Annotated in this window: 13 protein-coding genes; 3 read left to right on the top strand and 10 right to left on the bottom strand. The window is 73.6% G+C overall.

Going from position 1 to position 14,523, the window contains the following annotated elements; translation table 11 throughout:
* Positions 1 to 29 precede the first annotated feature (29 nt).
* The 4 genes from ACOWU6_RS02245 to ACOWU6_RS02230 are packed head-to-tail and all read right to left on the bottom strand — an operon-like array spanning position 30 to position 4,494.
* Positions 30 to 1,163, bottom strand: a complete 1,134-nt coding sequence (locus tag ACOWU6_RS02245; RefSeq protein ID WP_282979033.1) for a Gfo/Idh/MocA family protein — start codon at positions 1,161 to 1,163, stop codon at positions 30 to 32.
* Entirely contained in the window at positions 1,160 to 1,972 is an 813-nt protein-coding gene (locus tag ACOWU6_RS02240) for a PmoA family protein (protein WP_421074561.1), read from the bottom strand. The genes ACOWU6_RS02245 and ACOWU6_RS02240 overlap by 4 nt, the downstream gene beginning before the upstream one ends.
* Positions 1,969 to 2,985 carry a LacI family DNA-binding transcriptional regulator gene (locus ACOWU6_RS02235; RefSeq protein ID WP_282979035.1) on the bottom strand — a complete coding sequence of 339 codons (1,017 nt, stop codon included), beginning with the start codon at positions 2,983 to 2,985 and terminating at the stop codon, positions 1,969 to 1,971. The genes ACOWU6_RS02240 and ACOWU6_RS02235 overlap by 4 nt, the downstream gene beginning before the upstream one ends.
* A 3-nt stretch (positions 2,986 to 2,988) precedes the next feature.
* Positions 2,989 to 4,494, bottom strand: a complete 1,506-nt coding sequence (locus tag ACOWU6_RS02230) for a family 43 glycosylhydrolase (protein ID WP_421074560.1) — start codon at positions 4,492 to 4,494, stop codon at positions 2,989 to 2,991.
* A gap of 73 nt (positions 4,495 to 4,567) precedes the next feature.
* On the opposite strand from ACOWU6_RS02230, the gene ACOWU6_RS02225 reads away from it, so the two are divergent.
* Positions 4,568 to 5,689: an acetylesterase gene (locus tag ACOWU6_RS02225; protein ID WP_421074559.1), complete on the top strand. Its 1,122-nt coding sequence runs from the start codon at positions 4,568 to 4,570 to the stop codon at positions 5,687 to 5,689.
* Between the two features lie 76 nt (positions 5,690 to 5,765).
* The gene (locus tag ACOWU6_RS02220) at positions 5,766 to 7,235 is read left to right on the top strand and encodes an alanine/glycine:cation symporter family protein (RefSeq protein ID WP_421074558.1); all 1,470 of its coding nucleotides are present in this window, start codon (positions 5,766 to 5,768) and stop codon (positions 7,233 to 7,235) included.
* Positions 7,236 to 7,249: 14 nt separating this feature from the next.
* Here ACOWU6_RS02220 and ACOWU6_RS02215 read toward each other — a convergent pair whose 3' ends face one another.
* From ACOWU6_RS02215 to ACOWU6_RS02195, 5 genes are all read right to left on the bottom strand, one after another.
* Positions 7,250 to 8,032 (bottom strand): ABC transporter ATP-binding protein, encoded by a 783-nt coding sequence (locus ACOWU6_RS02215; protein WP_421074557.1) that lies wholly within the window; start codon positions 8,030 to 8,032, stop codon positions 7,250 to 7,252.
* A complete protein-coding gene (locus ACOWU6_RS02210) occupies positions 8,029 to 9,105 on the bottom strand; it encodes a FecCD family ABC transporter permease (protein ID WP_421074556.1) in 1,077 nt (358 codons plus the stop codon). The genes ACOWU6_RS02215 and ACOWU6_RS02210 overlap by 4 nt, the downstream gene beginning before the upstream one ends.
* Positions 9,102 to 10,184 carry an ABC transporter substrate-binding protein gene (locus ACOWU6_RS02205; RefSeq protein WP_421074555.1) on the bottom strand — a complete coding sequence of 361 codons (1,083 nt, stop codon included), beginning with the start codon at positions 10,182 to 10,184 and terminating at the stop codon, positions 9,102 to 9,104. Before ACOWU6_RS02205 ends, ACOWU6_RS02210 begins: the two co-directional genes overlap by 4 nt.
* An 83-nt stretch (positions 10,185 to 10,267) precedes the next feature.
* Positions 10,268 to 11,398 carry a serine hydrolase domain-containing protein gene (locus tag ACOWU6_RS02200; protein WP_421074554.1) on the bottom strand — a complete coding sequence of 377 codons (1,131 nt, stop codon included), beginning with the start codon at positions 11,396 to 11,398 and terminating at the stop codon, positions 10,268 to 10,270.
* Positions 11,395 to 12,822 (bottom strand): purine-cytosine permease family protein, encoded by a 1,428-nt coding sequence (locus ACOWU6_RS02195; protein ID WP_421074553.1) that lies wholly within the window; start codon positions 12,820 to 12,822, stop codon positions 11,395 to 11,397. The genes ACOWU6_RS02200 and ACOWU6_RS02195 overlap by 4 nt, the downstream gene beginning before the upstream one ends.
* Before the next feature lie 80 nt (positions 12,823 to 12,902).
* Here ACOWU6_RS02195 and ACOWU6_RS02190 point away from each other — a divergent pair, with 80 nt between their 5' ends.
* Positions 12,903 to 13,565, top strand: a complete 663-nt coding sequence (locus ACOWU6_RS02190; RefSeq protein WP_421074552.1) for a TetR family transcriptional regulator — start codon at positions 12,903 to 12,905, stop codon at positions 13,563 to 13,565.
* Here the strand turns inward: ACOWU6_RS02190 and ACOWU6_RS02185 are convergent.
* The gene (locus tag ACOWU6_RS02185; protein ID WP_421074551.1) at positions 13,528 to 14,328 is read right to left on the bottom strand and encodes an NAD-dependent epimerase/dehydratase family protein; all 801 of its coding nucleotides are present in this window, start codon (positions 14,326 to 14,328) and stop codon (positions 13,528 to 13,530) included. The two genes, ACOWU6_RS02190 and ACOWU6_RS02185, sit on opposite strands and share 38 nt — an antisense overlap.
* Positions 14,329 to 14,523: the final 195 nt, after the last annotated feature.

Here is a 14,523-nt window from a genome sequence, read left to right as displayed (position 1 = left end):
AGGAGCCATCGTGCCATATAGCGGGGCTGTCAACAAATGAAGGGCGCGCCGAGCTCGGTGAACGTCCGCTGCGTGCGCAGGGCGTCGTGCAGCGCGGCCTCCACGCCCCGGACGACGCGGTGACGGCCGGCGTCGTCGACGGCCTCGGTCCAGTGCTCGGCGGGGATCGCGCGCGGCTCGGGAGCGGCCATCACGGCGTCGACGAGGCGCATGAACGCGCCGGTCTCCGCGAGGGGCACGGCGAGCGGCGCGCGGCCCGCGCGGGCGTCGAGCAGGTTCTCGAGGAGCGGCGCGCGGCCGAACGCGCGCGTGACGGGCGGATGCCCGTCGCCGCGCACGAGCTGCACGACGTCGAGCGTGTAGTACAGGCGCACCGTGCCCTGCGCTCCCACGACCTCCACCCAGGGCTCCTCGCGCTGCGCGGCGCACAGCGTGACGGCCGTCGTGAGCGTCCGCCCGTCGCGCAGGGCGAACCGCGCGACCGAGGTGTCGTCGGCCTCGATGTCGTTCGCGTGGAAGAGGTCGAGCGCGATGCCGTCGACGTCGTCGGCGCGCTGCATCCCGGCGAGCGCGAGCGCCGTCGCCGATGCGTGCGCGAGCGGGTTGGTGAGCGCTCCGTCGGCGACGACCACGCCGCCCATGCGGCGCCGCCCCGCCCACGCCGCCCGCGCGTAGTAGCGGTCGTCGCGCACCCACGCGCCGGTCGCGCCGTAGCGCAGCACCTCGCCGATCGCGCCGTCGGCGACCAGGCCGCGCACGTACGGCACGGCCTCCGACCCGAGGCTCTGGAACCCGACCTGCACCCGCGCGCCCCGCGCCGCGGCGTGGGCCTCGAGCGCGTGGAACTCGTCGAGGGTCGCGGTCGGCGGCTTCTCGAGCAGCACGTCGCACCCGGCATCGAGCGCGGCCGCCGCGATCGCGGCGTGGGTGTGGATGGGCGTCGAGATGATCGCGACGTCGACGATGCCCCGTGCGAGCATGCCCTCCGCATCGTCGTCGTGGACGACGTGCGCGGGCAGCGCGCCCGGCGCGGGCGGCGTCGGGTCGGCGACCGCGACGAGGCGCGCGACGCCGCGCTCCTCGAGCGCGAGCGCGCGGCGGACGTGCGATGCCCCGTGGCCGTGGATTCCCACGATCCCGATGCGCGGCGTCTCGACGGTCATGCCCTCACCTCCGTGCGGATCCGCTCCGCGATGCGCGCCGCGTCGTCGGCGGCGACCGGCCCGTCGAGGACGACCGCGGAGAGGTCGAGCTCGAGCGTCTCGGATGGCGCGAGCACGCGCCGTCGCACGGTCGCGACGGCCGGCCCGAATCCCACGTACCCGCCGGTGCGGACGAACCACGGCAGCCCGCTGTCCGTCGCGGCGACGACGGTCGCGCGGTCGCCCACGATCGCGAGCCACGGCGAGCGGGACCCGTGCGCGATGTCCGTGCCCTCGCCGTCGGCGCACACGGCGAGCGCGCGGGCGAAGGGCGTGCGCCAGAAGATCCCGCCGTAGAACGCGCCGTCGCGTCCGTTCGTGTGCGGGCTGCCGAACTCGGCTCCGCCGGCGCCGGCGGTCAGGGTCGAGCGCCACGACATCCGCCATCCGTCGTGATCGGGGGCGATGCGCAGCGCGCGCCGCTCGGAGAGCAGCACCGCGCCATCCGGGCCCGCCCACGCGAGCTCCTCCTCGACGCCGTCGCCGTCGGCATCCCGCGCGAGCACGCGCTGGACGCCGTGGTTGTCGAGCATCGTCGAGCCCCGCCCGGCGACGAACGTGCGACCGCCCCAGAACGAGGCGCGCGAGACGTCGGGGATCGCGAGGCTCACCCCCAGGTGGTGGAGGTGGTCGGCCGGCCCGACCGCGGTCACGGCCTCGCCGCCGAGCGTGACGGCCTCGAGATACGGGCGCGGCGACAGGCGCGGAGCGACGTCGAGCCCCTCCCGGTACCGCGCGACCGCCGCGTCGCCCGCGTGCAGGGCGATCATGGCCGGGGCCCCGTGCTCGCGCGCACGGTCAGAGCCGGCGTGAACACGACGGGGTCGCGGCGCAGGCCTCCGCCGATCTCGTCGTGCAGCTCGCGCCACACGGCCGCCCCCACCCCGGGCAGGTCGACCGTCATCGTCGTGAGCGGCGGCGCGGAGTACCGCGAGAAGGGGATGTCGTCGAAGCCCGTCACGGAGAGGTCGTCCGGCACGCGCACGCCCTCCTCGTCGAGACGGCCGAGGAGACCGAGGGCGACGATGTCGTTGAAGGCGAGCACGGCGGTCGCGCCGCTGCCGCGCACGGCGTCCCACGCGCGGTAGCCGTCCTCGAAGCCCGACCCGCATGCGAGCTCCCGGATCTCGATGTCGGGGTGCGCCTCGCGGAAGGCGATGAGCCCGCGCAGGCGCTCATGGTTCGATCGCGACGCCTCGGGGCCGGAGAGGAACGCGATCCGCTCGTGCCCGAGGTCGACGAGGTGCTGCGCGAGCGTCTGGATCCCGGTCGCGTAGTCCACCTGCGCGACCGCCGCGTTGCGGCCCGTCGTGCGGTTGACGACCGCGACCGGCTGCACGCGCGGGAGCAGGTCGAGCAGCTCGGGTCGTGTCATGCGCGGCGCGATGAGGACGACGGCGTCGGTGCGGTTGCGGATGTCGATGGCCGATGCGGCCTCACCGGCCTCGTCCTCGAGGGTGTCGGCGACGAGCACGCGGTACCCGTCGGCCGCGGCCGCCCGGTGCACCCCGTGGAGGACCTGGTGGAACATGGGGTTCGACAGGTCGGGCACGAGCACGCCGATCGTGCGGCTGACCCCGAGGGAGAGCGACCGCGCGGTCTGGCTGGGCGTGTATCCGAGCTCGTCGATCGCCGCGCGGACGCGCTCGGCGATGTCCTCGGCGACCGTGGGGACGCCGTTCATCACGCGGGACACGGTGGCCTTGGAGACCCCCGCGAGCTCCGCGATGTCGGAGATCGTCGTCTGCCGGACGGGGTGCCGTCGGGTGCGCTTCGTCGCCATGGCTCATCTTCTCCCGTCTCGCACGTCGATCTCGACGTCTGCGAAGCGCGCCGAGGCGTGCTGGGCCGCCCCGGTCGCCGCGAACAGCACGTACTCGGCGCCGATCCACTGCCCCTCCGCCGCGCGGAAGCGCACGGGGAGCGCGCGGTCACCGCCGGGCTCGCGCACCGCGACCGCGACCTCGCCGTCGGCGTCGCACGACAGCGCGAGCCGCACGGAGCCTGCGGGCGCCGCCTCGTCATGCCGCACGGTCTCCCCCGGCTCGTCGCGATGCCGCGTCGCGACGACGAGCCGATCGCCCTCGGCCGTGCGGCGGAGCCCGGCCCAGAGGTAGTCGAGGCCGAGCACGCCGGCGCCCGCGCGCGTGCCGGCCGGGCCGTCGAGCGAGAGGGAGACCGCCATCGTGGACGGGATGCCCGGCAGCGGCTGCCCGATCACGCGCGGCAGCGTGCGCAGATTCCCCGCGTCGACCCCCGCGACGAGCCGCAGGCATCCCGGTTCCGGGAGCAGCCATCCGTCGTCGGGATTCGCCTGCCACGCCCACTGCGCGCCAGGGAGCCCGTCGGGGAAGCGGTCGCCGCGCGCGAGCGTGCGCGGGCCCTGGGGCGCCCCGTCGGGCGACGCGTGCTCGAGGACCGGGCGGCCGTGGTCGCCGAGCACAGGCCATCCGTCGTCACCCCAGTGCATCGGCTGGAGATGCAGGACGCGGCCGAAGACCCCGCGGTCCTGGAAGTGGAGGAACCAGTGCGCGCCGTCGGCCGTCTCGACCCACGCGCCCTGATGCGGCCCGTTCACGGGGGTGTCGCCCTGCGCGAGCACGACGCGCTCCTCGTACGGCCCGTACGGGTCGCGCGCGCGGAACGCGTACTGCCATCCGGTCGCGACGCCGCCCGCGGGGGCGAGGATCCAGTACCACCCGTCGCGCTTGTAGAGCTTCGGGCCCTCGAGCGTGACGCATCCGTCGATCGCGTCGCCGTCGACGACGTCGCGCGACGGCCCGACGACGGCCGTGAGGGCCGCGTCGACCGGCACGATGCTGAGGACGTTCTTGCGGCCCGCGCGGCTGCGCGCCCACCCGTGCACGAGGTACGTCGCGCCGTCGTCGTCCCACAGGGGGCACGGGTCGATCACGCCGAGCCCGGGCAGGAGCAGCCGCGGCGCGCTCCAGGGCCCGCGCGCGTCGGCGGCGCTCACCACGAAAACGCCCTGATCCGGATCCGGGTAGACGATGTGGAAGAGGCCGTCGTGATGGCGGATGGATGGCGCCCAGACGCCGGCGCCGTGCCGCGGCTGCGCGAACCACGCCTGCGGGGTGTTCCCGGCGACCGCGTGCGAGATGATCTCCCAGTTGACGAGGTCGGTCGAGGCGAGCACGGGCAGCCCGGGTGCGCGGTTGAAGCTCGAGGCGACGAGGTAGTAGACGTCGCCGACGCGGATCGCATCGGGATCGGGGACGTCGGCGTCGATGATCGGGTTGCGGTACCGCGCGGCGCTGGTCGGCTCTGTCATGGGATCCCGTCTGAGAAACCGGTTACTCTCGTTCCATCGTAGGGTGCTGCACGACGCCAGGGGAAGGACGAACATGACCCGCCGCGATCTCCGGGGGCTCGAAGGGCTCGATGCGCTCGTCGGCCGACCCTTCACCGCGCGGCCCGAGGAGGTGGATCTCGGCGCCGTCCCCGCCCGCCTCGCGGCGGCGCTCGGCGTGCCGCCCGTGCCCGACACGACTCCCGTCGTCGAGGAGGGCACCTGGACGCGCGACGGCGTCGACGGCCTGGCCCTGCGCTGGAGCACGGGGTTCGGACCCGACACCCGCGCCTGGCTCCTGCGCCCGGCCGGCGAGCGCGCGCCGCTCCCGGGCATCGTGGCGCTGCACTGCCACGGCGGGATGAAGTTCCACGGGAAGGAGAAGATCGCCGACGGCCCCGTGGACGAGCCGCGGTTGGCGGCGTTCCGCGCCGAGGCGTACGACGGCGTCGCCGTGGCCAACGCGTTCGCCCGCGCCGGCTTCGCCGTGCTCGCGCACGACGCGTTCGGCTGGGGCAGCCGCCGGATGCGCCGGGAGGACATGCCCGAGCGCACCCTGCGGGCGGCCGCCGACGCGATCGCCGCACGGGGCGGCGCGCTCGACGATGCCGCGCGCTACGACCTGCACGCCGGCCCGAACGAGGACGCCGTCGCCAAGACGCTGGGCGTCCTCGGGACGTCGTGGGGCGGCCTCGTCGCGCGCGACGACCTCATCGCCGCGCGCGTGCTCGCGGCCCGGGCGGACGTGCGCCCCGGCGGCGTCGTCCTCGTGGGGCTGTCGGGCGGCGGCGCCCGTGCGGCCCTGGCCGGCGCGCTCGACGAACGGGTCGTGCGCGCGACGGCGGTCGTCGCGATGATGGCGACCTTCGATGCGATGCTCGACGGGTACATCCAGCGCCACACGTGGATGCTCATGAACCCGGGGATGGCCCGGGTCGGGGAATGGCCCGACATCGCGGCCGCACGCGCACCGCGCCCGCTGTTCGTCGGCTTCGCCCGCCGCGACGCGCTCTTCCCCCTGCGCGGCATGCTCGACGCCGAGGCGCGTCTGCGCGCGCACTACCGTCGGGCGAGCGCCGAGCACGCCCTCCATACGGCCTGGGTCGATCGCCCGCACTCCTTCGGCGCCGACACGCAGCAGGCGTTCCTCGCGTGGGCGGGAGCGCTCTCCTCCTAGAATCACGCGGAGGAGCGCCACCCGCGCCTCCGACGGAGAGCGCGCGACGAGGCGCGCATGGCAGGAAGGCACACGAATGCTCGACACGATCCAGGCGTTCCTCGATCAGCTCGGCGCCATCATCTGGGGCCCGTGGCTGCTCATCCCGCTCCTCCTCGGGACGGGGCTCTACCTCACCATCCGGCTCGGCGGCATCCAGTTCCTCCGCCTCGGCCCCGCCCTCCGCCTCGGCCTCTGGCGCCGCAAGGACGCCGGCGCGGAAGGCGACATCTCGCAGTTCCAGGCGCTGACGACCGCGCTCGCCGCCACGGTCGGCACGGGCAACATCGTCGGCGTCGCGACGGCCATCGCGATCGGCGGCCCCGGCGCCCTGTTCTGGATGTGGATCACGGGCCTGCTGGGCATGGCGTCGAAGTACACCGAGGCGTTCCTCGGCGTGCGCTTCCGCACGACCGATGCGGCCGGCGAGCGCAACGGCGGCCCGCAGCAGTATCTCGAGCGGGGAATCCGCGGGCCGGTCGGCAAGGTGCTCGCACTGGCGTTCACGATCTTCGCGATCTTCGCGAGCTTCGGCATCGGCAACATGACGCAGGGCAACTCGGTCGCGGCGAACCTCGAGAGCAGCTTCTCGATCCCGACCTGGGTCACCGGCGTCGTGCTGACGATCATCGCGCTCGCGGTGCTCGTGGGCGGCATCAAGTCGATCGGCCGCGTGACCGCCGGCTTCGTGCCGATCATGATCGTGTTCTACGTGCTCGGCGCGATCTACATCCTCATCGCCAACATCGGCGAGGTGCCCGCCGCGTTCGCGACGATCTTCCGCGACGCCTTCACGGGCAGCGCGGCGGCGGGCGGCTTCGCGGGGTCGGTGCTCATCATCGCCATCCAGTTCGGCGTCGCGCGCGGCATCTTCTCGAACGAGTCCGGCATGGGGTCGGCGGCGATCGCCGCGGCCGCCGCGCAGACGAGCCACCCGGTGCGCCAGGGCCTCGTGTCGATGACGCAGACGTTCATCGACACGATCATCGTCGTGTCCATGACGGGCCTCGTGATCGTCACGACCGGCGCCTACACGTTCACGGACGAGGCGGGCGCTCAGATCGATCCGTCGGTCATGACCGGCGAGGCGTTCACCCACGGCCTGCCCGGCGAGTGGGGGCACTGGGTCGTCACGCTCGCGCTCGTCATGTTCGCGTTCTCGACGGTGCTCGGCTGGTCGTACTACGGCGAGCGCTGCATCGAGAAGCTGCTCGGCCGGCGGGCCGTGCTGCCGTTCCGCATCGTCTTCTCGCTCGTCGTCTTCGTCGGCTGCACGACCGAGCTCAGCGTCGTCTGGTCGTTCTCCGACGTGATGAACGGCCTCATGGCGCTGCCGAACCTCATCGGCCTGCTCGTGCTCTCGGGCCTCGTCGCCCGCGAGACGCGCGCGTACCTGAAGCACGACCCGAAGCTCGAGGCCTCCCAGGACGAGATCGAGCGCTTCATGGCCGGCGACGCCGGCTGGGAGGAGTGGCGCGCCGCCGAGGCGGTCCGCGAGACGCGCTGACGAGCCGGGAGCGCTCAGCCGACCGGCGCGGGCGCTCCCGGCCGGAACAGCACCGTCGCGCGGCCCGTCTCCGGGTCGCGCGACACGTCGGCGCGCACGCCGTAGACGTCGGCGATGAGCTCGGGCGTGAGCACCTCGGCCGGATCGCCCGCCGCCACGACGCGCCCCTCGCGCAGCACGAGCACGGCGTCGCAGAACATCGCGGCGAGGTTGAGGTCGTGCAGCGCGACGATCGCGGTGACCGGGAGCTCCGCGACGAGCGCGAGCAGCTCGAGCTGGTGGCGGATGTCGAGGTGGTTCGTCGGCTCGTCGAGCAGCAGCTCGCGGGGCTCCTGGGCGAGCGCCCGCGCGATGTGCGCACGCTGACGCTCGCCGCCCGAGAGCGCGTGCCACAGCCGATCGGCCTTGTCGGCGAGGCCCACCCGCTCGAGCGCGTCGGCGATCGCCCGCTCGTCGTGCGCGGTCTCGCCGCCGAGCAGCGGGCGGTGCGGCGTGCGGCCGAGACGCACGACGTCGCGCACGACGATGTCGGCATCGGTCTCGGCGTGCTGCGTCACGGTCGCGATCGCGCGGGCCACCTCCCGGCGCCGCAGCTGCGAGAGGTCGGCGCCGTCGAGGGTGACGCGCCCCGCGTCGGGCCGGGCGAGCCCCTGCAGCAGACGCAGGAGCGACGACTTGCCCGAGCCGTTCGGGCCGAGCAGGCCGATCGTCTGACCGGGCTCTGGCCGCAGGCCGACGCCGTCGACGACGAGAGCGCCGCCGCGCCGCCAGGAGACCCGCTCCGCCTCGAGCGTCATGCGCGCCCCCTCCGTCGCAGCAGCAGGAGCACGAACACCGGGACGCCCACGATCGCCGTGCCGACGCCCACCGGCAGCGGGGTCGGCGCGAACGCGACGCGCGAGCCGGCGTCGACCCACACCATGAAGACCGCGCCGAGGATGGCCGTGGCCGGGATCACGCGCGAATGCCGCTGCCCGAACAGCAGGCGCGCCGCGTGCGGCAGCACGAGGCCCACGAATCCGATCGCACCCGCGACGCTCACGAGGGTCGCGGTGAGCAGCGCGGTCATGACCAGCAGCAGCCCCCGCGTGCGGGCGACGTGCACGCCGAGCGAGGCGGCGACATCCTCGCCGAACGCGAACGCATCGAGGGCGCGCGCCGAGCCGAGGCAGATGACGAGCCCGACGAGCACCGCCGCGGCGCACAGGGCGACGTCGTCCCAGCGCATGCCCTCGAGCGACCCGAGGAGCCAGAACATGACCCCGCGCGTCTCATCGGAGTCCGCGAACGCGAAGACGATGAGGGAGGTGAGCGCCGAGAAGAGCTGGGTGCTCGCGACGCCCGCGAGGATCACGCCCGAGGTGCCGCCACTCGAGAAGCGCGCGAGGAGCAGCACGAGGCCGAAGGCGAGGAGCGCGCCCGCGAACGCGCCGCCCGACAGGCCGAGGGCCCCGCCGCCGACGCCGAGCACGCCGATCGCGACCGCCCCCGTCGACGCCCCCGACGAGACGCCGAGCACGAACGGGTCGGCCAGCGGATTGCGCAGGAGGGACTGGAGGATCGCGCCGCTCAGCCCGAGCCCCACGCCGCACGCGGCCGCGACGAGGGCGCGCGGGAGGCGCTCCTCCCACACGATGGCGTCCTCCGAAGCGCGCACGGGGATCTCGGCGCGGCCGAGATGGTTGAGGATGATGTCGCGGACGTTCACGAGCGAGACGTCGGCGGGGCCGAGCGTCACCGCGACGCCCACCGAGAGCACGACGAGCCCGAGCCCCGCGAGCGCGAGAGCCGCGACGACGAGCCCGCGCGACCAGGTCCCGCGCGCGGGGCGCACGACGGTCGGCGCGTCGGCCGTCGCGGCCGCCGTCATCGGGCGTCCTGGTTCGCGGCCCACCACGCCCGGATCTTCTCGAGCCCGTCGACGAAGCGGATGGAAGGGTTCATCTCCGCGCCGTGCAGCGCGATGAACCGCTCGTCCTGGACGGCGCCGAGCGTCTGCGTGAGGGGGTCTCCCGTGAGGAAGGCGACCTTGTCGTCCAGGCGGTCGCCCGGGAAGCGGTCGCGCTGCAGGTCGCCGAGCACGAACAGGTCGGGGTCGGCGTCGACGACCGACTCCCAGCCGACCGCCGGCCAGTCGTCGACCTCGTCGGCGAACGCGTTCTCCATGCCGGTGAGGTCGGCCAGCATCGACGCGGAGCCGAGCCCGCCCGCGATGTAGGGCGTCTTCGTGTCGGCGAACCAGAACACGACGGTCTGACCCCCGAAGTCGACGCCCTCGACCGCGGCCGCAGCCCGCTCCTGCAGATCGGCCACGAGCGCCTCCCCGCGCTCGGCGACGTCGAAGATCTCGGCGAGCTCGCGGATCTCCTGGTACAGCGCGTCGACCGTGAGGGGCTGCGTGCGCGCTCCCCCGCCGTTCACGCTCTCGCCCTCATCGCAGTCGGTGGGCGACAGGTACGACGCGACGCCGGTCTCGTCGAGGCGGTCGCGGGTCACGACGCCGCCCTCGGTGTAGTGGCGCCCGAACGACGCGGTCACGAAGTCGGGGTCGGCGCCCAGGAGCACCTCGTAGGTGGGCGCGTTGTCGGCGAGCCGCGGCACGGTCTCGTTCGCGGCGGCGAGCGACTCCAGGACCGGATCCGTCCACGACGCCGTGCCGACCATGCGGTCCTCGAGGCCGAGCGAGAGGAGGATCTCGGTCGAGTTCTGGTCGAGCGACACGACGCGCTGCGGGGGCGCGTCGATCTCGACCTCGTGGCCGCAGTTCTCGATGACGAGCGGGTAGGCGGTGCGGCCCTCGCCGGCTGCAGCCGTCTCCTCGGGCTCGACGGCCTCCGACGCGCCGCATCCGGCGAGCGCGAGCGCGGACACGAGGAGCGCGCCGGCGAGCGCGCGCGGACGGGTGACGACCATGAGGGTCTCCTCCTGCTTCGAGGCCCCCGTGGTCACGGGGAAGGGTCCTCAGGCGCCGAGCGCCCAGGTAAGGATAGCCTGACCTGAGAGACGTCCCTGAGGAGAACCCGAGCGCCCGGTCACGCGAGATCGTCGAGGGCCGCGCTCACGTCGACGAGGAGCCGGCTCTGCTCCTCATGTCGCGCCGCGCTGTCGGGCTCGGGCCACGACGAGAGCTTCACGATCACGGAGTCCGTCGTCGGATCGAGCCAGAGGCTCTGCCCGTGGATGCCGATGCCGCTGACGTTCCCGCGCGCGTTCCCCGTGCACCACCACTGCCAGGTGTACGAGCCGCCGGAGAACATCCGCGCGAACCCCTCCCCGGCCATCGCCTGCGGGTCGCCGCCCGCGAGGACGCGCCGCACCCACTCCTCCGACACGACACGGCCGCGCGGTGCACGACCGCCGTCGAGCAGCACGCGGCCCACGCGCGCGAGGTCGCGCGCAGTGCACGAGACGCCGCCGTTGGCGAATCCGAAGCCCGTGGGGTCGACCGTGATCGCGGCGTCCTGATCGGCGTCGAGCAGCGACCACAGCAGCTCGGAGAGCGCAGCGGGGTAGCGCAGGCCGGACACCCGCTCGACGAGCCATGCCAGCACGTCGGTGTTCGCCGAGCAGTACTGGAAGCGCCTCGCGCGTCCGCTGCCGCGCAGGCCCACGAGGAAGGCGCGGGTGTCGGCGGGGTCGCCGGCTCGGCGGGGCCGCCAGCCCGCCGCTCGGTCGTGCCGCTGCACCTGCGAGCGCGGGTCGGTGTAGTCCTCGTCGTACTCGACGTGCACCCGCATGTCGAGCACGTCCTGCACCGAGGCGCCGTCGTACGCCGACCCCGTCAGCTCGGGCAGGTACGACGCGATCGGGCGGGCGGGATCGACGTCGCCGCGATCCGCGAGCGCACCCACGACCATCCCGCACAGCGATTTCGAGACGCTCATGAGCAGATGCCTGTCGTCTGCCGAGAGGCCCGCTCGGCGGTACTCCGCGACGACCTCGTCGCCGCGGAGGACGAGGAAGGCATCTGTGAACGTCTCCTCGAGCTTCGACCGGAGGTCGGGCAGACGCGCCACGAGCGCGTCGAGGCGCGCGTCGGGCGCGCGCTCGACCGGTCGGTGCCGCGAGATCTCCGCGCTCGGGATGAGCTCGCCGAGGTGGGTGAACGCCCAGCGGTGATGCGGCGGGTCCTGCCAGCTGTCGAGCGTCGGCCGACCGCTCACGCGCGCCCGCCCCGCGCGGCGCGCGACAGCCCGCCGTAGACGAGCGCGGCGACGAGCATCCCGGCGGGCACCGAGAGATCGATCCCGCCGAGCGCCGCCGAGACCGGGCCCATCCACACGTCGGTCGAGAGGCAGGCGGCCGTCGCCCCTCCCCCGAGCGCAAGCGCCGTGAGGCCGGGCACGCTCCATCCGCCCGTGTACCAGAACGGCGCGCCGCGCTCCTCGTCGAAGAGGTCTGCGCCGTCGTAGCGGTTGCGCCGCAGGACGATGTCGGCGACGAAGATCGCCATCGCCGGGCCCGTGACGATGACGAGGAACTGCAGCATGAGGTTGACGGCGCCGAGCAGGCTCGTCGACATGACGAGGTAGATCGTGAGCGCGGTGCCGATGGCGCCGACGATGATCGCGGCCGGGATCCGGCGGATGGGCACGCCCACCGCCTGCAGCGCCATGCTCGACGTGTAGGTGGTCATGCCGTTGAGGGCGATCGTGTTCACGACGACGCCGATCACGAGCAGCGGGCCGAGCCACGCCGGGAGCAGGTCCATGAGCGCCGACTCGATGCCCGCGGCCATCGCGGCGTCGCTCACGCCGGTCGCGAGCAGCGCGCCGACCACGGTGAAGAGGATGCAGGGCAGCGCGCCGCCGAGCGCGGTCGCCGCGACGATGTGCGACGGCCGGGTGCTCCGCGGCAGGTACCGCGCCATGTCGGGGCTGTTCGCGTACGACAGGGGCGTCGACGCGAGGATCGTGAAGCCGACCGTGATCGACGCCCACAGCGGCACGCCCTCGAGGGGCACGGCAGCCCGGTACCCCCAGTCCGCGTGGGGCAGGATGAAGCCCGAGACGACGAGGAAGATCGCCAGCAGCACGGCGGTCACCGCCGGGTATGTCCTCAGGATGAGGCCGTGCCCGTACACCGCGACGAGCACCGTGATCGCCGACACGACGAGCGTGACGGCCACCGGGCCGAGCACGGGATCGTCGACGCCCCACGCGCGCAGCAGATCGGCGCCCATGAACGAGGACGCGAGCCAGTTCAGCGCGAGGAACACCGCGGAGATGAGCCATCCTGTGAAGGCCACGACCACCTTGTTGCCCACGACCCCGTAGAGAGCGCGCGTGATGACCGACCCGGACGTTCCGGCAGCGGGACCGGCGATCGCGATGATCCCGGGGAAGATCCACGGGAGGCTCCCCGCGACGATCACGAGGACGGCCTGCCACAGCTCGAGACCGAGCAGGATCATCGTCGCGCCGATCGTGAAGTTCAGGACGCTGACGTTCGGCGCGGCCCAGACGGCGAAGAGGTCGCGCGCGCGGCCGTGTCGCTCGGACGGGCGGATGAGCTCGATCCCCCGCGTCTCGGGGGTGGTGAGCGCGTCGACCGGCTCAGGCGCGGTCGCCGGAAGGGCTGCGGACACGGGTGTTCCTCTCCGTCGAGGTGCGCTATTGGCCATGTGGCCAATGGCTTATTGGTCACACATCCAATAGCATGGCGCCCATGGTGTCAAGCGAGCGGCCGGTGCGCACGCGCAAGCGGCCGGAGGAGCGCCGCGAGGAGATCGTCCGCGAGGCGGCGCGGATCGCGCTCGAGGCCGGCCTCGAGCGCATCACCCTCCGGGCGGTCGCGGAGCGCCTCGGCGTGCGCCCGGGCCTGATCACCCACTACTTCCCCGCGGCGGACGAGCTCGTCGTCGCGGCCTTCGCGCGTGCGGTCTCAGACGAGCGCGAGGACCTCGTGCCCGTCGACGGGCGACCGCTCGAGCGCCTCGCGCACATGATGGCCTACACCGAGAGCGAGCAGGCGCGCGCCGTCGCGCGCCTGTGGCTCAACGCGCGCCATCTGTCCCGCTTCGACAGCGCACTCGAGGCCGCGCTCGAGGAGCAGGAGGCCCTCGACCGCGCGCGCCTCATCGCGCTCATCGAGGAGGGCGTCTCGTCGGGCGATCTGCCCGACGTCGACCCGCTGACGGCATGCATCCGGATCTTCGTCGCCGTGGACGGCCGGTGGGCGTACGCGAACAACGTCGGCGCGTTCCCCCACGAGGCCTTCGCGCACTACGTGACGGATGTCGCCGAGTGGGCCCTCGGACTGCCCGCGGGCGCCCTGCGCGGGGCCCCGGCCCTCACCATCGCGTCCCGATCGGATGATCGGGGCGCGTGAAGGGCCCTCCGATCGGATCGGTCGGATCGGGATCGGGAACCGACACGCCGAGCCGGTGCAGCTCCGCCATCGCGTCGTCCTGCGGGCGGTAGCCGATCTCCTCGCCCGCCCCGAGCGGGAACCATCCCGGCGCGTTGCGCGAGACGCCCCACACGATGTGATGCCGGCCATCCGCGAGCGCGATCGCGGCCTCGAAGAGGCGGGCGGCGTCGCCCGGCGAGAGCCACGACGCCGCGGCCCTGCCCGGGTCGGGCGTCTCGAGGAAGGTGCAGATGCGCGCGCTGACGATCGACATCCCGAAGCGGTCGCTGAAGAGGCTCCCGAGCGCCTCCATCGCCGCCTTCGCGACCCCGTAGAAGGTGTCCGGTCGCGGCAGGAGGGGCTCCGCCTCGCCGACGCGATCCGGAACGTGGAACCCGGCCGCATGCACGGAGCTCGCGAGGAGCACGGCGCCGACGCCTGCGTCTCGCGCGGCTTCGAGCAGGACGCGCGTGCCGTCGACGTTGACGCGGAGGAGGTCGCCCCAGGGCGCCTCCGACGCGATGCCGGCGAGGTGGATGACCGCTCGCGCACCCGACAGCGCGTCCCGCAGCCCGGTCGCGTCGTCGATCGAGAGGTCGCGCCACTCCCCGGGCTCGGCGGCCGACGGCTCGGCAGTGTCGACGAGACGGAGCTCGCGCCCCTCCCGACGCAGAAGCGGCACGACGGCCGACCCGATCCGCCCGGAGGCCCCGGTCACCACGACGATCTCGCGCTCGCGCATGCCTCCTGCCTAGCGCATGCGCGGCGAGCGCCGCGATCCCCTTGACGGGGTTATAGGCCAAAAGGAGTGGATGGGTTCTCGATCTAGCCGCGGAATCTCGCGGTAGAACGGGGATCGCTATGGTCCGCGACCCTTAGTCGTGGGCCTTGCGACGAACTCGACCACCTGTCTGGTATGCGGCATCAAGCTCGTCAA

Origin of the sequence: Microbacterium sp. SA156, from assembly GCF_049065455.1 — a bacterium.
In the GTDB taxonomy this organism is placed as follows: Bacteria; Actinomycetota; Actinomycetes; order Actinomycetales; family Microbacteriaceae; genus Microbacterium; species Microbacterium barkeri.
The sequence above is the reverse complement of the archived record's forward strand: the minus strand, read 5'-3'. Positions and strand labels throughout refer to the sequence as shown.